This window comes from Alcanivorax borkumensis SK2, from assembly GCF_000009365.1.
Lineage (GTDB): Bacteria > Pseudomonadota > Gammaproteobacteria > Pseudomonadales > Alcanivoracaceae > Alcanivorax > Alcanivorax borkumensis.
Genome location: NC_008260.1, coordinates 905,694 through 922,565 on the forward strand (window position 1 = coordinate 905,694; position 16,872 = coordinate 922,565).

General features: G+C 53.6%; 19 protein-coding genes. 10 read left to right on the forward strand and 9 right to left on the reverse strand.

Features of this window, described 5'->3' with window-relative positions:
• Window positions 1-222 precede the first annotated feature (222 nt).
• Window positions 223-1,431, reverse strand: a complete 1,209-nt coding sequence (locus ABO_RS04190) for a CaiB/BaiF CoA transferase family protein (RefSeq protein WP_011588096.1) — start codon at window positions 1,429-1,431, stop codon at window positions 223-225.
• Between the two features lie 202 nt (window positions 1,432-1,633).
• On the opposite strand from ABO_RS04190, the gene trmH reads away from it, so the two are divergent.
• Window positions 1,634-2,326: a tRNA (guanosine(18)-2'-O)-methyltransferase TrmH gene (gene trmH, locus ABO_RS04195; protein ID WP_011588097.1), complete on the forward strand. Its 693-nt coding sequence runs from the start codon at window positions 1,634-1,636 to the stop codon at window positions 2,324-2,326.
• Here trmH and ABO_RS14490 read toward each other — a convergent pair.
• Complete coding sequence (locus tag ABO_RS14490) at window positions 2,311-2,565, reverse strand: hypothetical protein (RefSeq protein ID WP_162010033.1); 255 nt, start codon at window positions 2,563-2,565, stop codon at window positions 2,311-2,313. The two genes, trmH and ABO_RS14490, sit on opposite strands and share 16 nt — an antisense overlap.
• 173 nt (window positions 2,566-2,738) lie before the next feature.
• On the opposite strand from ABO_RS14490, the gene ABO_RS04200 reads away from it, so the two are divergent.
• The 3 genes from ABO_RS04200 (at window position 2,739) to ABO_RS04210 (ending at window position 5,664) form a co-directional block, all read left to right on the forward strand.
• Window positions 2,739-3,410, forward strand: coding sequence for a class I SAM-dependent methyltransferase (locus tag ABO_RS04200; protein WP_035460790.1), 672 nt, complete (start codon window positions 2,739-2,741; stop codon window positions 3,408-3,410).
• A gap of 169 nt (window positions 3,411-3,579) precedes the next feature.
• Complete coding sequence (locus ABO_RS04205; protein ID WP_035460788.1) at window positions 3,580-4,962, forward strand: DegQ family serine endoprotease; 1,383 nt, start codon at window positions 3,580-3,582, stop codon at window positions 4,960-4,962.
• A 387-nt stretch (window positions 4,963-5,349) separates the two neighbouring features.
• On the forward strand, window positions 5,350-5,664 hold the full coding sequence (locus ABO_RS04210; protein WP_011588100.1) for a thioredoxin family protein: 315 nt from the start codon (window positions 5,350-5,352) through the stop codon (window positions 5,662-5,664).
• Window positions 5,665-5,690: 26 nt separating this feature from the next.
• On the opposite strand, the gene ABO_RS04215 is transcribed toward ABO_RS04210, so the two are convergent.
• Window positions 5,691-6,722, reverse strand: a complete 1,032-nt coding sequence (locus ABO_RS04215; protein ID WP_035460787.1) for a synaptic vesicle VAT-1 family membrane protein — start codon at window positions 6,720-6,722, stop codon at window positions 5,691-5,693.
• A 118-nt stretch (window positions 6,723-6,840) separates the two neighbouring features.
• Here ABO_RS04215 and ABO_RS04220 point away from each other — a divergent pair, with 118 nt between their 5' ends.
• Window positions 6,841-7,263, forward strand: a complete 423-nt coding sequence (locus ABO_RS04220; RefSeq protein ID WP_011588102.1) for a DoxX family protein — start codon at window positions 6,841-6,843, stop codon at window positions 7,261-7,263.
• A gap of 113 nt (window positions 7,264-7,376) precedes the next feature.
• On the opposite strand, the gene ABO_RS04225 is transcribed toward ABO_RS04220, so the two are convergent.
• On the reverse strand, window positions 7,377-7,772 hold the full coding sequence (locus ABO_RS04225; RefSeq protein WP_011588103.1) for an NINE protein: 396 nt from the start codon (window positions 7,770-7,772) through the stop codon (window positions 7,377-7,379).
• 25 nt (window positions 7,773-7,797) lie between these two features.
• Window positions 7,798-8,991, reverse strand: a complete 1,194-nt coding sequence (purT, locus tag ABO_RS04230) for a formate-dependent phosphoribosylglycinamide formyltransferase (protein WP_011588104.1) — start codon at window positions 8,989-8,991, stop codon at window positions 7,798-7,800.
• Window positions 8,992-9,152: 161 nt separating this feature from the next.
• Between purT and tadA the strand changes: the two genes are divergently transcribed.
• On the forward strand, window positions 9,153-9,611 hold the full coding sequence (gene tadA, locus ABO_RS04235) for a tRNA adenosine(34) deaminase TadA (RefSeq protein WP_011588105.1): 459 nt from the start codon (window positions 9,153-9,155) through the stop codon (window positions 9,609-9,611).
• A 140-nt stretch (window positions 9,612-9,751) separates the two neighbouring features.
• Here tadA and ABO_RS04240 read toward each other — a convergent pair whose 3' ends face one another.
• The 4 genes from ABO_RS04240 to ABO_RS04255 form a co-directional block, all read right to left on the reverse strand.
• Window positions 9,752-10,906: an OmpA family protein gene (locus ABO_RS04240; protein ID WP_011588106.1), complete on the reverse strand. Its 1,155-nt coding sequence runs from the start codon at window positions 10,904-10,906 to the stop codon at window positions 9,752-9,754.
• Window positions 10,907-11,082: 176 nt separating this feature from the next.
• Window positions 11,083-11,940: a GGDEF domain-containing protein gene (locus tag ABO_RS04245; protein WP_011588107.1), complete on the reverse strand. Its 858-nt coding sequence runs from the start codon at window positions 11,938-11,940 to the stop codon at window positions 11,083-11,085.
• A gap of 88 nt (window positions 11,941-12,028) precedes the next feature.
• Window positions 12,029-12,553 carry a chalcone isomerase family protein gene (locus ABO_RS04250; RefSeq protein ID WP_011588108.1) on the reverse strand — a complete coding sequence of 175 codons (525 nt, stop codon included), beginning with the start codon at window positions 12,551-12,553 and terminating at the stop codon, window positions 12,029-12,031.
• Window positions 12,535-13,104, reverse strand: a complete 570-nt coding sequence (locus tag ABO_RS04255) for a nuclear transport factor 2 family protein (RefSeq protein WP_035460783.1) — start codon at window positions 13,102-13,104, stop codon at window positions 12,535-12,537. The genes ABO_RS04250 and ABO_RS04255 overlap by 19 nt, the downstream gene beginning before the upstream one ends.
• Window positions 13,105-13,242: 138 nt before the next feature.
• Between ABO_RS04255 and ABO_RS04260 the strand changes: the two genes are divergently transcribed.
• Genes ABO_RS04260 through ABO_RS04275 form a run of 4 tightly spaced genes read left to right on the forward strand, consistent with a single transcriptional unit; the run spans window position 13,243 to window position 16,867 of the window.
• Window positions 13,243-13,779: a DUF2878 domain-containing protein gene (locus tag ABO_RS04260; protein WP_011588110.1), complete on the forward strand. Its 537-nt coding sequence runs from the start codon at window positions 13,243-13,245 to the stop codon at window positions 13,777-13,779.
• Window positions 13,772-14,545 (forward strand): DUF1295 domain-containing protein, encoded by a 774-nt coding sequence (locus tag ABO_RS04265; protein ID WP_011588111.1) that lies wholly within the window; start codon window positions 13,772-13,774, stop codon window positions 14,543-14,545. Before ABO_RS04260 ends, ABO_RS04265 begins: the two co-directional genes overlap by 8 nt.
• The gene (locus ABO_RS04270; protein WP_011588112.1) at window positions 14,542-15,558 is read left to right on the forward strand and encodes an SAM-dependent methyltransferase; all 1,017 of its coding nucleotides are present in this window, start codon (window positions 14,542-14,544) and stop codon (window positions 15,556-15,558) included. The genes ABO_RS04265 and ABO_RS04270 overlap by 4 nt, the downstream gene beginning before the upstream one ends.
• 49 nt (window positions 15,559-15,607) lie before the next feature.
• Window positions 15,608-16,867 (forward strand): sensor histidine kinase, encoded by a 1,260-nt coding sequence (locus ABO_RS04275; protein ID WP_011588113.1) that lies wholly within the window; start codon window positions 15,608-15,610, stop codon window positions 16,865-16,867.
• The last annotated feature ends 5 nt before the right edge of the window (window positions 16,868-16,872 follow it).

The window sequence follows — 16,872 nt, forward strand, 5'->3', positions numbered from 1 at the left end:
GACGCAAATGAAAATACACGCCAGCCCCCAGCAATCCTGCTGCCACAATGAACATCCCAATCCAGAGAATTTGGCTCATGACGGTGCCCCGTTTATTGTCGTGAAGCAGTTTCTGTGTGTTACGCAAAGAGTGAGCATGGTTTGCTGCAACCCGCGACGCACCTTTGTTTTACTCTTGGAACCATTTTTTTGTCAATTTCGCCTGCCGTACAGCATCACAATTTAGCCAATGATTCCCTGGGCCTGTAGCTCAGCAAATTCCGCGTCGCTTAGGCCTAGTTCATCACGGAGTACGCTGTGGTTATGGCTGCCCACCTCTCCGCCTGGCCAACGGGTTTTGCCGGGGGTGTCAGCTAATCGCGGGGTGATCGCCGGAACTTTTAAGGGTTTACCGTTGATCTCTACCTGCTGGAACAGGCCGCGGGCTTGAAAGTGAGGGTCCTCCATCATGTCGGCTACAGAATAGATGGGGCCGGAAGGCACTCGGGCCTCGGCGAGGATGGCGAGAATGTCGTCGCTGGGCAGGCTGCGACACCAGCTGTCCAATGCTGCATCAATGGCCTCTTCATGCTCAACGCGGCCGGCATTGTTGGCCATGGCCGGGTCTTCGGCCATATCTGGCCGGCCCGCAGCGGCCATCAAACGCTTGAAAATAGAATCGCCATTGCCACCAATCACCACGAATTTGCGATCGGCACAGCGGTAGGTGTTAGTGGGCACAATGCCGGTGACCGTGGAGCCTGCGGGTTCACGAATCACGCCGGCTCCATCGAATTCGGGAATCACGCCTTCCAGTAGGTTGAACACGGATTCGTACAGGGCGATGTCCACGACTTGGCCACGCGCACTGTTTTGGCGCTCGAACAGGGCGAGCAGGATGCCAAGGGCTGCGTGCAGACCGGCAATGGTGTCACCCAGCGACAGGTTGGGGCGCACCGGGCGCTCGCCGGGGAAACCATTCACATAGCGCAGCCCTCCGATGCCTTCGCACACCGAGGCGTAGCCGGGTTTGTTGGCGTAGGGGCCGGTCTGTCCGTAGCCGGAAATACGGGTATAGATTAACCCGGGGTTATCGGTGGCAAAACTGTCCGGGCCCAATCCCCAGTTTTCCATGGTGCCGGGGCGGAAGTTTTCGATCACCACATCGGCGCCCACCATCAATCGACGGGCCAGTGCTTTGCCTTGGTCGGTTTTCAAATCCAGGGTCACCGACTTCTTGTTGCGCCCCAGGCTGCGCCACCAGAACGAGGTGCCATTCTCGTCCAGTTTGCGCCAGCCGCGAATCGGGTCACCACCGGGCGGCTCCACTTTCACCACATCGGCGCCGAAGTAAGCCAGCAGAGTGCCGGTAAACGGCCCGGCCAGCAGTTGTCCCAGTTCGATAACGCGCACGCCGTCTAAAGGCAGGCGGCGGGATGGAGTGTCAGACATTAGGGCCTCCGATAAGTGAATTTTTTAGCGCACAAGACTATAGGATTCGGCGCGTCAGTGGCAGTCGGGCCGCCCGCGATTGCGCTTGTTCATGTAGAATAGCGACACCACATAATCGCACTCATAAGCGAGCGGTCTCTTTACTGAATGAAGACGGCCGGCGAAGCGGTGTAGTGATCTGAATAGGCTCTAAGGAAAACCCATGACCCCGGAACGTTACCGTCGCATTTGCGATACCCTGGACCGCCGCCAGCCTGATCTGACTGTCATTATGGACGGTGTTCACAAACCCCATAATATCGCCGCCATTGTGCGCACCTGCGACGCGGTGGGCATTCTTGATGTACATGCGGTGCTGCCTAAAAATCGTGCCCGCATGGCTGCAGGGACGGCCATGGGTTCCCAGCGTTGGGTGCAGGTGCACAAACGCGATGAAAGCACCGACGTGATCCGTGAATTGCAGGGGCAGGGGGTACAGGTGCTGGCGGCACACCTGTCGGATGACGCTATTGAGTATCGGCAGGTAGATTACACCCGTCCCACTGCACTGCTGTTGGGGACTGAAAAGTTTGGCGTCAGCGATGAGGTGGCCAGCGCGGTGGATCAGAATGTAACCATTCCCATGATGGGTATGGTGGAGTCATTTAACGTGAGTGTGGCGGCGGCGATCATTCTTTCCGAGGCCTGCGAGCAGCGCCGTGCCAAGGGCTTTTATGACCAGCCTCGGGTGGCCGCGGCCCGCTATCATGAGCTGTTGTTCCGCTGGGGCTATGCCCGTATTGCCCGCTTGTGCGATGCCCACGGCGTGCCGTATCCGGAGCTGGATGAAGAAGGGCAGGTGAAAGACAGTGCCGCGCTTACGGCGCTGTTGCAGAAGACTCAGACGGAGGCGTAGTGGCGGCTTTGTTGGTTGCGATAGACGCCACCGGCCCGAGCATTATTGCCCCCCACGCCGGGAACCGCAGGGTATTGTCCATGGTGGCGTAGCGCAGGCGGCGAATATCGGTGCCTCGTTCGCAGGCCAGAGCGATCATCGCGACCAACGACCTTGCCGTGGCGAATCTGATCCACCGCCGCAGTAGTATCGGCTTTATAGAATATGCCCGTGGTCACGCCCTCTAGGGCAGCGCTCAAAAACGCTTACGATAGGCATCAGGTACACGATCTGGTCAGATTTCGCGTGCGTAGCAGAGGGGGCGCTAGTAACGCTGACGAGCAGCGTAATCAAACCAATTCATCCCTGTCTGACAGTCATTTTGTGATTCTTTTTAAGGATGTTAGAGAGGCGAAAAAGAAGATTTGAGATTATGCCAATAGAACAGGAAAGAGTAGGGCTTAAGGCCCTGCATGAACGGCTGCATCGTGTGCTGCCGACGGTGTCTTTGTCGTGCCAGCCTTTGCCGCAAACACCGGCCCTGCGCCTGTGGTTGCTCGATGAGTTGTTCCCTGAGCAAGCTCTGGCTCCAGAGATTGTTAATGCAATTATGGAAGAGCCCCCGTATTGGTCGTTCTGCTGGGCTTCGGGCCAGGTACTGGCGCGATATCTACTGGATAACCCCAGTTGTGTAGCTGGACGCTGTGTGGTGGACGTCGGCCCGGGTTCAGGGGTGGTTGCGATTGCCGCCGCCATGGCTGGGGCGCGTAAGGTGATTGCCTGTGATTTGGATGAGGATGCGCTCACTGCCACGGCCATGAACGCCCGGGAAAACGGTGTTGATGTGAGCTTGAGTAATGATCTCAGTGCGGCCCTACAAGAAGCAGATTTAACCACCGCCGCTGATATCCTTTATGACCGAGATAATCTGCCGTTACTGGCCCAGTTGCAGTTGGCCAGTGCGGTGCTGTTGGCGGACTCTCGGGTGCCAGACCTGAACCCGCCAGGTTACCGTTTACTAGGAGAATGGGAATCTTGTACTTGGCCGGACTTAGGGGAATCGCAAGAGTATAACCACGTTCGTCTGTTTGCTTCGGAACCGTAGCGGATTGTTCTGGTCAGAAAAAAGTGGGTGACCCCCAATCCTTAGTGCCCGCTTTGTGCTACAAGCATTTCTGGGTGTCATCCGCTACTGCCTTTAGCTCATCATCGTTTTTAACGATGATGTTTCCTTGCAACAGGAGGAACAACCGTTGTTTGAAAAAACGTTGTCTATGAAAAATAAGCCGAGTCTTTCTCTTGTCTGTGTGCTGATGTTGTTATACCTGGCCTTTTCCCCGGTTCATGCGGCCTTGCCTGCCGTCACCGCTGAAGGCGATGCGCTTCCCTCTCTGGCCCCCATGCTGGAGAAAACCTCCCCGGCGGTGGTCAATATCGCTATCGAAACCCGGGTGAGGGCAGCGCGAAACCCATTAATGGATGACCCTTTCTTTCGCCGGTTCTTCAATATACCGGAACAACAGCGGCCTGCAGAGCGCCGTGCGGTTAGTGCCGGCTCCGGGGTCATTGTGGATGCTAGAGAAGGTTATGTGCTGACCAATGCCCATGTGGTTAAGAATGCTGACAACATTGAAGTCACTCTCACTGATGGACGTGAACTGTCGGCGGAGCTGGTGGGAGTGGATGATGAAGTGGATCTTGCCGTACTTAAACTCGAAGATGCGGAGCGCCTGACTCAGATTGCGATTGCTGATTCCACAGGCTTGCGGGTGGGTGATTTTGTGGTGGCCATCGGCAACCCCTTTGGGCTTGGGCAAACGGTGACCAGCGGTATCGTGTCTGCACTGGGGCGTACTGGTCTTGGCATTGAAGGGTACGAGAGCTTTATTCAGACCGATGCCTCCATTAATCCTGGGAACTCTGGTGGGGCGCTGGTTAATCTGAACGGCGAGTTGGTCGGTATAAATACCGCCATTTTGGCCCCAGCCGGCGGTAATGTGGGCATCGGTTTTGCCATCCCCACGGAGATGGCCGAAAACGTGATGCAGCAGTTGATTGAACACGGTGAAGTACGCCGTGGCATGCTTGGTGTCACCATTCAGGACTTAACGGCTGAATTGGCTGAAGCCTTTGGTGTAGAGCGCCAGCGTGGTGTAGTCATTACTCAAGTGGTTGAAGATAGTGCGGCAGAGAAAGCGGGTTTGAAAAGTGGTGACGTCGTTACTGCCGTGGACGGCCGCCCGGTAAACCGAGCCGCGGACCTGCGCAATAAAGTGGGTATGGCTCCGGTGGGCGAGAAGGTCACTCTCAGTATCCTCCGTGAGGGTAACAAGAGAAATATTACTGCTGTGATTAGCGAGTTATCGCGGGAAACCGCAGGTGGTGAGGTGGTTTCCAAATTCCTGGAAGGTGCCAATCTGCGCGACTTGAGAAAAGGCGAATTGCAACATGCCGACACGGGCGTGCTGGTGGACGAAGTAGAACGAGGCTCTCCCGCCTGGCGTGCCGGGTTGCGTAAAGGTGATGTGATCATCAACGTGAATCGACAGGATGTTGAAACCATGGACGGATTACGTAAAGCGGTGGACGATAAAGAAGCTGCCCTGTTGTTGCGGGTTAACCGCAATGGTGGCGTTTTCTTTGTGGTAGTGCGCTAATCGACGGTCGGTAGCGCCGACAAAAAAGCCGGCAATCAGTGCCGGCTTTTTTGTCTCTTATTTTCCGTAGGTCGGCTTAGCTGTAGCTGTATGCTGACAGCCAGAGTTACTGTCGGAGCCATGCAAAATAGCCAGATGCTGAGCCGGGTTCTGCCCGGCGTTGTATAAAGTAGCGCGCAGCGCATCAGCGGTGGGCGGTCTACAGCGTAGCGTTTATCCTGGCGATTCAGGGTGATGATATAAATGCCTTCGCGTTGTTCGCAACGGGATCGCTCACAGCACCACCTGGGTTCTCTGGCCGCGAAATCATGACAGAGAAATTATCTAAGCATAAGATTGGCCGGTATCTCTCCTGCGGCATAGCCGTCTAGAGAGTTGGAGAAAGTGATGACGTATGTGCGTGAGTATGAGGATGAGAGCATTACCCGCGAGCAGCTGGATGAGAGTGCCGGGCTGAGGGTTATTGAGTTTGGCGCCAATTGGTGTGGCTACTGCATTGCCGCACAACCGGATATCGAAGCGGCGCTAGCGGAACACCCTGAGCTCAAGCATGAAAAGATAGCAGACGGGCCGGGTAGGCCCCTGGGCCGCAGTTTCCGTGTGAAGTTATGGCCAACATTGATAGCGATTCGTGATGGTGAGGAAATAAACCGGGTGGTGCGGCCAGAGAGTGCTGATCAGGTTCGCCAACTTTTCTTGTAGCGCTTTCCCCGGGGATTGCGTATGAGCTATTGAGGCACTTCAAGAACCACCTTGCCCACGGATTGACCCGATTGCAGTAGTGCTAAGGCGGCATGGGCATCGTCGAAGGCGAAGCGGTGGCCAACGTGAGGTGGGGGTAAATCAATGGCTTGTAGTTCGCGTAGCAAGGTCTGCATGATGGTTTTTTGTTCCCATAGCCAGATCAGGTTAAAAGCCATTACCGATCGGTTGTTGCTGATCATGTCCATGACGTCATAGCGAGGGCGGCGTAGGTAACGCCAGGCGGCTTTAAGATAATTAGGGCGGTTGCCGGTCGGTGTGAATTCGGCGGCGCCGAAAACCACCAGACGGCCCATGGGATTGAGTGCTGCAAAGCTGGCTTGCTGGACGGTGCCGCCTATGGCATCGAGTACTAGATCAAAACGGTGGCCGCTTTCTGTCAGTTGCCGTGAAAAATCCCGTTGCCGTACCAACACATCGCTAAAACCCATGTCTTGCAGTATTCGTGCTTTGTTTGGATTACCCACAGTACCCACGGGGGTGGCGCCCAGCGCTTGCGTCAGCTTCATGGCTTGCAAACCGACACCGCCAGCGGCGCTGTGAATCAGGACGTTGTGGTCGGGTTGGAGGTTGCCCAAGGTCGTCAGTGCATACCAGGCGGTGAGTGTCTGGGCGGGGAAAGCCGCGCCCTGAGGAAAATCCCAGTGGTGGGGCAGTGGCATCAAATAATCAGGTTCGCTATCAATCACGGAGCAATAACCGCCGAAGCGGGTCACGCCCATTACCCGGTCGCCCACCTTAAACAGACTGTCAGTCGCTTTGTTGTGAGCCCCAGCATCGATGACCGTGCCGGAAAATTCCAGCCCTGGGGTGAACGCGCCTTGTGGCGTTGCGGAATACAGTCCGGTGAGAGCGAAAATGTCGGCAAAATTCAGGCCTACTGCATGGACGCCTATGCGTAGCTGCCCGAGCGGTAATGTCGGTAGAGGCATTGTTTTTTGGGTCAGTCTGGCAAGGCTACCCGCTTTGGGGGTTTCCCAGGCCGTTAGCGTGGGCATGGTGAATTCCGACAGTGAAACGGGCAGTATGCGTTGTCGAAGGGTTGGCCTCAATGTGCATCACCAAGCAGGGTTAGACTTTGATGTGGTCTTTGCTTTTTTTTCAGGAAAGTGAAGAATGGATTTTAAAAGCGGTAGTCGATGGAGCCTGAAAATAGTGAATAATCCAGATATAGGAAAGCTAATTTTACGCCTGTCTTTAGGGCTAATGCTGCTGTTGCATGGTGTCCATAAGCTTCATGCTGGCGTGGGCTGGATTTTCGCTATGTTAGCGCAGCATGATCTCCCTGGGGTTTTGGCCTATGGGGTATTCATTGGCGAGGTGATCGCGCCAGTGATGATCATTATGGGTTATCAGACACGCATTGGCGCCGGCTTGATTGTCACCAACATGCTGGTCGCTCTGGTATTAGCGCATATGGGAGAGCTTTTCAGCCTGAATAATACTGGTGGCTGGGCGATTGAACTGCAGGCGTTCTATTTGTTCACCGCGGCGGCGTTAGTATTCTTGGGGGCAGGAAAGTACGCGATGAAAAACTGATTAGCTGATCGGATCCCTAGCGCCCGATGTTGGGCGCTAAAAGATAAAGACGATCGCGTCAGGTCTTTTCAACGTCAAGCATCGGGCTTTTCCATATTAGGTTACGCAGGGCATTAAGCCAGACGATTTTTCTCTGTGATCTGACCGTTCAGTGTCCAGAAATCATAGAGAATACCTAGTCCGAACAGGCCTGCGGTAAGCAGGTAGATAATGCCAGTGACGACTTTGCCCATGTAAAAGCGGTGAACACCGAAAATGCCCAAGAAGGTGAGAAAAATCCAGCTGAGGTTGTAATCAATACTGCCTGCCTCGTAGCGCGTGTCCGCCGCGTCATCCATGCCGGGAATCAGGAACAGGTCAATAATCCAACCGATGAAGAACAGCCCCAGGGTAAAGAACCAAAGCGTGCCTGTGAGCGGGCGGCCATAGTAAAAACGGTGGGCACCCATGAAGCCAAAGATCCATAGTAGATAACCAATCACTTTACTGTGTGTGTCTTGGTTCTGCATATTTGATTCCTTTTATAACGAGGGTTTACAGGTCGACCTTGAATGCTGCAATAGCGGTGTTGGCTTTGTCTCGTGCTGCGTCAATAGTATCTGCTTTTGCTAATGCCACCCCCAGCCGGCGGCTGCCGTTGATGTCCGGCTTGCCAAACAGTCGCACTTCCGTATCCGCGTTGGCTAAGGCCGTGTTCAGGCCATGGTAGCGCATGGCTTCAGACTGGCCTTGTATCAGTAGCACGGAGGAAGCCGACGCCCCTCGTTGTTCAATGGTTGGTATTGGCAGGCCGAGAATGGCGCGGGCATGCAAGGCGAATTCGGATAGGGTTTGGGAAATCAGTGTGACCAGCCCGGTGTCGTGGGGGCGGGGGGAGACTTCACTGAAGTACACCTGATCGCCTTTGATAAATAATTCGACTCCGAAAATACCCAAGCCGCCAAGGGCATCGGTAATGGCCAGTGCGACTTCACGAGATGCTTGTAATGCTGCGGCGCTCATCGGTTGTGGCTGCCAAGATTCTTGATAATCGCCGTTTTCTTGGCGGTGACCAATGGGGGCACAATAACTGGTCTTAATCTCGCTGCCGGCCTTGTGGCGTACCGTTAGCAAGGTGATTTCGTAGTCAAAGTCCACAAACCCTTCCACGATGACCCGTCCTTTACCTGCGCGCCCGCCGGATTGTGCGTACTCCCACGCGGGCAGAATGTCGGCTTCGTTTTTCAGGGTGCTTTGGCCTTTCCCTGAAGAGCTCATCACCGGTTTGACCACGCAGGGGAAGCCAATTTCGCGCACGGCTTGTTGATAGCCTGCCAGGCTATCTGCAAAGCGATAGGGTGAGGTGGGCAATGATAGTTCTTCTGCTGCAAGGCAGCGGATGCCCTCGCGGTTCATGGTTAGCTGTGCAGCGCGAGCGGTGGGTACCACTGTGTAGCCTTCTGCTTCCAGCTTAACCAGTTCGTCTGTGGCGATAGCTTCAATTTCCGGAACGATCAGCGCAGGTTTTACCTGTTCGACTACTGCTCGCAGGGCGGTGCCATCCAGCATGTTGATGACATGACTATGTTGGGCGACCTGCATGGCAGGAGCGTGAGCATAACGATCCACCGCAATCACTTCGCAGCCATAGCGAATTAGTTCCAAAGCAACTTCGCGGCCTAGCTCGCCGGAACCCAGCAGCATCACACGGGTGGCGTTGTCGGTGAAAGGGGTGCCAATGACAGTCATAACAGCTCTCAATATGTGTGGTGCCCTGATTGTAATGAAAAGCAGACGCTACGCCAGCAGTGGCTGCCCTTGCCTCATTCTGTGCGCAGGAGGCTTGCGGTACACTTGGTGTGTTGTGCTTGCTGGGCGAGTTAGTCTGGGGCGTGAATTAAGGAGAGTAGGTGGACGATCAAGACTGGATGCAACAGGCTCTAATGCTGGCTCGTCAGGCGGCAGATCAGGGAGAGGTGCCTGTGGGGGCGCTGGTGGTTCGTGGAGGGCAGTTGTTGGGGCAGGGCTATAACCAGCCGATTACCGCCAATGATCCCAGTGCTCATGCGGAGATCATTGCCATGCGTAGTGCGTCCCTTGCAGAAAAGAATTACCGTCTTAGCGGTTGTACGCTCTATGTCACCCTAGAGCCCTGCACCATGTGTTTTGGTGCCATGGTTCATGCCCGCATCGGCAGGCTTGTATATGGCGCTAGTGAGCCACGTGCGGGGGTATGCGAAAGCCAGTTGCAGCTGCCATCGGTGGATTTCTACAATCATCGGGTGGAAGTGGAAAAAGGCGTTTTGGCAGAGGAAAGCGCTATGCTGCTCAAACGTTTCTTTGCGGATCGTCGAAAGAGGCCGCGTTAGAACGTTGCTGGGAAAACAGACCTTTCGTGGCGTCAGCAGAAACGATCTGCTCAGGTTGTGTTGCTTGCTGTGAGAGTGCTGAGATCACAGAACGAAAAAAGGGCCGGTAAAAACCGGCCCTTTTCAGTTAGCGTGGCTCCTTACTGGAACTGCGCTTCTTTGGTGGTCGCTTTCAGGATAGTTTCTACGCGACGGTTTTCGGCGCGGCCTTCGCTGGTCTTGTTGTCAGAGATAGGCTTCTCTTCACCGTAACCCACAGTGGTGATGCGATCTGCGCTAACGCCGAACTTGTCAACCAGTACGGCCTTCACAGCATCTGCACGCTGCTGGGACAGTTTCTTGTTGTAAGCGGCTGAACCAGTGCTGTCAGTATGGCCTTCCAGTACTAGGTTGGCTGACGGGTACTGGCGCATGTCTTCGGCTAGGTTTTCCAAAGACGGGTAAGAGGTCTGACGGACTTCGGTTTTATCGTGGCCGAATTCAACGTACAGAGTCTCCTTCACGTCCTTTTCTAGGTATTTCTGACAGCCTTTGTCATCAACTAGGGCCCCAGCAGGAGTGTTCGGGCAGTCGTCCATGCTGTTGACGATGCTATCGTTGTCGTCGTCCAGTTCACAACCAGTGGCATCTACCTGCGCGCCTGCTGGGGTGTTGGCGCACTGATCCCGGTCGTCTGGCACACCATCGCCATCGCTATCAGTAACGACATTTTCGATCGGAGCCGGTTCTTGTTCGTTGCTGGAACCGCCGATTAGGAAGTTAAGGCCAGCGTAAACTTCGGCATCCCAGCGCTCTGCGTCAAAGCTGTAGTAAGGACGTGCGCCTACGTCCAGCAGAAAGTGTGGGTGGAGGAGGGTTTGGAAACCCGTTTCCAGTGTGCCGATTGTTTCAGCATTGTCGTCTGAGCTGTTGCTGGTAGGCTCGAAACGCAGTTCACCCGCACCTATACCCACATAGGGTTCGAAGGCGGAGTTGCCTGCGAAATGTTTGCGGATTGCGCCGTGGGCAATATTGATATCGGCATCACCGCCGAGATTGGTGTTGGAGTTGTTACGCTCCCACCAACCTTGGAAGGACCAGTCACGATTAAAGCGGTAACCCATTTGAGCGCCGGGAAGGGTCACTTCGCTATCGCTGGTGTTTTGGTCAATGTGGTCACCCACGTCCAGCCAATTTTCACTGATGTGCCCGCCGAAGTAGAAAAACTGTTCGGGGATGTCGTCAGCAATGACAGTGGTGGTCGCGGTGACCGATGCGCAAGCAATGCTCGCCGCTAAAAAACGTTTAGCGTTCATAAGCTCCTTCCTTATTTTATTCAGTAGGCAGATCAAACACATTACCAGTGTTGGCTAGCCTGTCTCCCATGTAAATCCTCACATAGAGATTAATAAAAAAATTTACAAATATGGATTTTATTCGGTAGCAGGAAGGCGTTTTTTTGTAACGTTGTAATGTTAAAGCATTAAAAGTTTTATTTTTGTGGGTCCTTAATATTAGCCTGTTTGGCCTGTTGAGGTGTTACATCAGCGATGTCTTTGTATGAGGGGGGTTGGAGTACTTTTTCACGCCCTTCGTTGCGGTTCTGGTAGAGCGCATAATCTGCTTCGTTAAGCAGGGGGTTAAGGCTGCGGCCGCTATTTTCAGTGCTTGCGACTCCGATACGGGCTGAGACGATAACCGATTCTTCTGGCTGCGGTGCCGCTCCTAGGCTGGAAAGCTCGAGATTGCTGGCCAAGGTTTTTAACCCTTCCCCCATGCGCGCGGCATCGTCGAAATTGGTGTGGGGAAGCACCAAAAGAAATTGAGCGCCATCAAAACGTCCAAATAGATCACTCTCGCGGATTTTCTCCCGAATGCAGTCTGCAAATAAGCGAAGGGCTTTTTCTCCAGTATGGCGCCCGTAACGATCCAGTAGCTGGGTGAAATCCGCAATTTCGATAAGCAGGATGGAGACGGTGTAACTGTGCCGTTGGCTAAGCGCCAGTTCCCGTTCAAGCATGCCAAGCAGGTGGGGGCGATTGAACAAGCCGGTGAGGTGATCCTCTCGCGCCAGTTGTTGAAGTTGGTGGTTGTATCGGTCTAGCGCGACCAGTCGGCAGCTGAATAGATAGAGCGGTGGGGCAACCAGTAATAGGGGTAGTAAGACGGCAAGAACCAGTGGCGACAACCAATCGCGTTCACCGACCAGCATGATGCCAATGCTGGTCAGCACCAGGGACACCAAGATGGAAATGAGAGTGATGAAGACGGTGCCTTTTAGCGCTGAGCGGCGGTCGCTATTACGGATTAGCTTGGCGGTCGTCGCTACCACATGAAAAAGCTTACCCATGCTCGATGGTCCCCCCCAACGTGTTGATTATTATGCTTTGTCAGTATCACGGTTGCCCGCATGGCGTGCAACCGTTAGCGAGTGAGCATCAACGCTGTAGTAGGTTTTCTTTTAGTGGTCGTGAATAAGGCGTTTCACCAAACCAAATGCGTAAATAGTTGCGGGCAAAGTCATCCCCGGTTTCTGTGGCCAGCAGGGTGTTGTTAAGTGCCAGTGTCAGGCTGTTGGGGCGATAGGTTAGGGTATAGACATCACCGTCACCAATGTCCTGGTAATGGTTGTTGAATTGTTTGAATCGCGCTTTATAGCGTTCGAAGTCAGCTTTGCTGAGATTTTTTTCCAGGAAATTGAGTGCAGCCTTAGCGAAGGCATCACCGGGCACTTCACGAAAGTAGCGGAAGCTTAGCCGCATGGGAGGGTTTTGTAGGTTGCTGGCTTGGCACTTGTGCCGTGACAGAGTGGCCTCTCCTACCGTAATGAAACGCAGTGCTTTTACATCGCTACGGGCACAAACCTGCCAAGGCTGGTTGTTCTCGCTGGTGTAGCCAGGGGCAGTGAATATCGCAGTAACGAATAGCAGTACCGCTCGACTTATCAGTGTTTTCTTAACCATCGTGTTATTGGTCCTATCAAGGGTAAGTGCTGATCAACTCCTTGGCTGCTATCCCAGAAGTCCTGTTGAAAAATGACTTGTCCCTGTGCATTAAAGCGTAATTGACTGATCCCTATCGTGCGCGATAGCCGTTCGCTTCCAAGCATCGTAAAACGTGCGTCCATTACCCAGCGTAAGTAAAGATCGCTGCCGTCATTGATAACCTTGGTAATCGTCAACGACATGCTGTTAAGGCCCTCTGCTGTGGCCTGTAAGTGGGCGGCTAGTTCGTCTCGGGCTGTCAGGGTCACTAGAGTGTCATTGAAATACACCGGGTCGGCATAGATTGAGTCGATTTGTTCTGGAATCAGCGTCGCGTTCAGTGGGTTATAAAAAGCGGCAAAACGATTTATTACGCTGCTATCAGGTGGGGGGCTGGCTTGTGCTTCTGATGATGCGAGTGCTTGCTGATACTGGTTTGTGTACCCGTAGGGGCCTTTGACAGTACTGCTACACGCATTCAGTAGCACAGCCATCAATAACGAAATGGGTAATCTCAAGGAAGAATTCATCGGATCACTCTGGCGAATAAGCAGTGAATCGGGTGTGAAGCCTCGAAAAATAGACTTCAACGCAGGTATGGCCAGCCGGGTAAAGAATGTGGATAACGATTCACGGGGCTTTGACGAGGCCTGCCGCAAGCTCAACCCATGAATCTGCCCGCTAATGTTGTCATTGTGAATTTTCTTGCCTTCCAGTTGCTCTGGCCAGCAGCCGTTTTGGGCGCGTCTCTGGGTTGGGCCATGCTCGCTTGGTGTGTGTTGCTGGCCATGCTGATTACGCAAGTCGCACTGACCGGTCGATGGCGTAACGATGGGGTGTTGGTAGTGGCAGGGGCGGCTCTATGTGTCGTGATGGAGCCGTTGTGGCTATTGACTGATGTGTTGGAATATAGGAATTGGCCGCATCGTTGGTGGGCTCCGCATTGGGTTTGGGCTTTGTGGATGGGGTTTGCTGTGAGTTTTCGTTACAGCCTTGGCTGGTTGTGTGGCCGCCCCGCTCTCGCTGCTTTATTTGGTGCGGTGGGAGGCGTTTTTTCCGTCACTATGGGTATGCGTTTGGGGGCTGCGAGTGCCCCACAGGGTTGGGTATTGCTGGCGGTTATTTACGCTATTGGTTGGGCCATAGCGGTACCAATATTGGCACAAGTTGCCACGATGACAATGCGGGGAAAAGAGAATGCTTAATATTCATTACCTGTTACTTATTGTTCTGCTGATGGTGGCTACGGTGTTGTGGCTGCAACAGCTGCGCACTCAAAATGCCGGTTGGGTCGATGTGTTTTGGGCTTGGTCCGTGGGTATTGTCGGAATGAGCTTTTTGCTGACAGGTAGCGGCGCGCTGCTTCCCCGTGTGATTGCAGGCAGTCTTTTATTGGTGTGGTCGCTGCGCCTTGGCGGTCATATTTTCCAAAGAGTCAGTCAGGAAACATCAGAAGATGGACGTTATGCCGCTATGCGAGAGGCGTTAGGAGGCAAGGCCCAGCCGGTTTTTCTGTTTTTTTATTGGGGCCAAGCGCTGCTGGCCTGGTGTTTTGCACTGACGTTTTGGGTGGTGGCCGAGCAAGACTTTTTCACCACGCCTCTGGTTCTTCTCGGGGGGGGGATGGGTTTGTTTGCGATTGCTCTGGAGTCTCTGGCAGATAAACAGTTAGCAAGGTTTAAGAAGCGCCCGGACAGCAAAGGCAAAACCTGTCGTGAAGGACTATGGCGGTATAGCCGCCACCCCAACTATTTTGGCGAGTGGTTGCACTGGGTTAGTTACCCGGTGATTGCCATCGGCGCGCTGCACGGCGAATGGCTATGGTTGTTGCCGTTGGCCATGTTTGTGTTTCTGTGGTTTGTCACCGGCATTCCGTATACCGAAAAACAGGCGCTGAAATCCCGCGGTGATAATTACCGTGACTACCAGCGCACCACGAGTGCGTTCTTTCCTTGGAGACCTAAATCATGATGATTCAAATGGCTGAATCTGGCCTGTTACCCGATGGGCTGGTGCGTTTGGGTATTCGTCGTCTGTTGAGACAGCGGCTGCAGCAGGAAAAACAGCGCGATAACCGTCAGACCTTTGAAGCGGCTCTCCAGCAGGGGCCAGTGGCGGTGGGCCAAGATGAAGCCAATGAGCAGCATTATGAAGTAGATGCTCGGTTTTATGAGCAGGTATTGGGCTCACATTTGAAGTACTCCAGCGGCTATTGGCCTAGTTCATCGAGTTGCTTGGACGATGCTGAACGGGCGATGTTGGCCATGACCTGTGAGCGAGCTGATTTGTTAGATGGTCAAGATGTGCTGGAAATGGGTTGTGGGTGGGGGTCATTGACACTGTGGATGGCTAAACAGTATCCCAATAGTCGGATTACAGCGATTTCCAATTCGTCATCCCAGCGAGCCTTTATTTTAGGGCGCGCTGCTGAGCGCGGATTGGATAATGTGGACGTGATTACCGTCGATGCTTCCCAGTATCAGCCTTCCAAGCCCTATGACAGGGTGGTTTCGGTAGAAATGTTCGAACATATGCGAAATCACAAAACCTTGATGTTACGTATTCACGATTGGTTGAAGCCGGGGGGGAAATTATTCATCCATGTGTTCTGCCATCATGATCTGACGTACCTGTTTGAGACGGAAGGCAGCAAGGACTGGATGGCTAAGTATTTTTTCACCGGTGGAATGATGCCTGCCTATGATTGGCTGCCGCAGTGCGCGGGGAACCTTGAGGAGGAACAGCGTTGGGCGGTGAATGGGACGCACTATGCACGAACGCTGGAGGCCTGGTTGGTGTTGGCGGATGAAAAGCGTGAACAGTTGATTCTCCTGCTGGATGAAGTTTATGGCGAGGGGAAAGGTAAAGTCTGGTTGCAGCGTTGGCGTATATTTTTCATGGCGTGTGCTGAGTTGTTTAACTATGGTGAGGGACAAGAGTGGTTTGTTGCACACTACCGTTTCAGTAAAGCTGTTGTCAGTTGAGCCGGCGATATTGCGGCCATTGATGTAACGTTTTGATGATGAGTTATGCATGAAAAAAACCGGCGTCCAGCATCGTATAACCCGTGTCTATCTGGTTCAGTTATTGCTGATCAGTCTGGCCACCGTGCTGGGTGTATGGGCGACGGCCAATATCATTGAGCATGTGTTGGTCAAACAGGCCCTAATCAAGGAGGCCGATCATTATTGGTCTTTGTTTGAGGCAAATTCAACGCAACCACGGCCCAATACCCGCCACTTATTCGGTTTGCTGACCAGTGACGCGGTGCATGATGCCGTGCCGAAGGTACTCATGGATCTACCTGATGGCTATCAACGTGTGGATCTAGCCGGAGAACGGCCTATTGTTTATATCGAGCATCGCGATGACGCCCGGCTTTATTTAATCTTTGATGAAAAGCGCTTGTCAGTGCTGGCATTCATGTTCGGGATTTTACCACTGACGGGGGTGCTGTTGGTGATCTATATCACCTCGTTTCTCGGTTGGAAAAAATCCCGCGATTTACTCTCTCCACTGGTGCAGCTTTCTGATGCGTTGCGACAGACTCCGGTAAACGACCCAAGCGTGGCTCGCCCTGATCTAAGCGAAATAGCGGCGGACGCCGGCAGTGAAGTGGCTGTGCTGGTTACCGCTTTGGATGGTTATGCCAATCGGTTAGTGTCGTTTGTAGAGCGTGAGCGCCAGTTTACCCGTGATGCCAGCCATGAGTTACGTACGCCACTGGCCGTGTTTCGAGCCAACCTGGAATTGCTGGTGATTCAGATTGGGGATCGGCCACTGATACGGCGTATGGATGACACGGTTGATGATATGGAGGCGACGTTGGAGACATTGCTGATGCTGGCTCGTACCGAGCAGCATAGCCAGCAAAGTGAAGACGTGATTGTTAATGATCTGTCGGTGAATTTGATCGAACGCCTTAGCCCGTTGGCCGAACGCAAGCACATTCGATTACAGGTCCGGCAGACTGCACTGTTGAGTGTGAATTGCCCGGAAGCTGCGTTGACCATTGTGCTGACAAACCTGGTTCGCAATGCCATCAACTACAGTGGATCGGGTGATGTCACCATCGTGGTAATGGAGCAAGCGGTGCAGGTTGTGGATTATGGTGCGGGCATGGATGCGGAAGAATTATCGCGCATCATGCAACCTTTTGAGCGTGGTACGAGCATCGAAAGCGGCCATGGGTTGGGGTTGGCGATTGTGCAGCGCCTGTGCGAACGCTATCGCTGGTCGTTGATGGTAGCTAGTGAACCCGGTAAAGGCACGGAAGTCAGAGTGCAATTCTAAATGTA

Bases quoted from the DNA above. Each gene is read 5' to 3' on its own strand.
- ABO_RS04190 (WP_011588096.1), bottom strand. From the start codon at position 1,431: ATGTCTGACACTCCATCCCGCCGCCTGCCTTTAGACGGCGTGCGCGTT.
- trmH (WP_011588097.1), top strand. From the start codon at position 1,634: ATGACCCCGGAACGTTACCGTCGCATTTGCGATACCCTGGACCGCCGC.
- ABO_RS04200 (WP_035460790.1), top strand. From the start codon at position 2,739: ATGCCAATAGAACAGGAAAGAGTAGGGCTTAAGGCCCTGCATGAACGG.
- ABO_RS04205 (WP_035460788.1), top strand. From the start codon at position 3,580: ATGAAAAATAAGCCGAGTCTTTCTCTTGTCTGTGTGCTGATGTTGTTA.
- ABO_RS04210 (WP_011588100.1), top strand. From the start codon at position 5,350: ATGACGTATGTGCGTGAGTATGAGGATGAGAGCATTACCCGCGAGCAG.
- ABO_RS04215 (WP_035460787.1), bottom strand. From the start codon at position 6,722: ATGCCCACGCTAACGGCCTGGGAAACCCCCAAAGCGGGTAGCCTTGCC.
- ABO_RS04220 (WP_011588102.1), top strand. From the start codon at position 6,841: ATGGATTTTAAAAGCGGTAGTCGATGGAGCCTGAAAATAGTGAATAAT.
- ABO_RS04225 (WP_011588103.1), bottom strand. From the start codon at position 7,772: ATGCAGAACCAAGACACACACAGTAAAGTGATTGGTTATCTACTATGG.
- purT (WP_011588104.1), bottom strand. From the start codon at position 8,991: ATGACTGTCATTGGCACCCCTTTCACCGACAACGCCACCCGTGTGATG.
- ABO_RS04240 (WP_011588106.1), bottom strand. From the start codon at position 10,906: ATGAACGCTAAACGTTTTTTAGCGGCGAGCATTGCTTGCGCATCGGTC.
- ABO_RS04245 (WP_011588107.1), bottom strand. From the start codon at position 11,940: ATGGGTAAGCTTTTTCATGTGGTAGCGACGACCGCCAAGCTAATCCGT.
- ABO_RS04250 (WP_011588108.1), bottom strand. From the start codon at position 12,553: ATGGTTAAGAAAACACTGATAAGTCGAGCGGTACTGCTATTCGTTACT.
- ABO_RS04255 (WP_035460783.1), bottom strand. From the start codon at position 13,104: ATGAATTCTTCCTTGAGATTACCCATTTCGTTATTGATGGCTGTGCTA.
- ABO_RS04260 (WP_011588110.1), top strand. From the start codon at position 13,243: ATGAATCTGCCCGCTAATGTTGTCATTGTGAATTTTCTTGCCTTCCAG.
- ABO_RS04265 (WP_011588111.1), top strand. From the start codon at position 13,772: ATGCTTAATATTCATTACCTGTTACTTATTGTTCTGCTGATGGTGGCT.
- ABO_RS04270 (WP_011588112.1), top strand. From the start codon at position 14,542: ATGATGATTCAAATGGCTGAATCTGGCCTGTTACCCGATGGGCTGGTG.
- ABO_RS04275 (WP_011588113.1), top strand. From the start codon at position 15,608: ATGAAAAAAACCGGCGTCCAGCATCGTATAACCCGTGTCTATCTGGTT.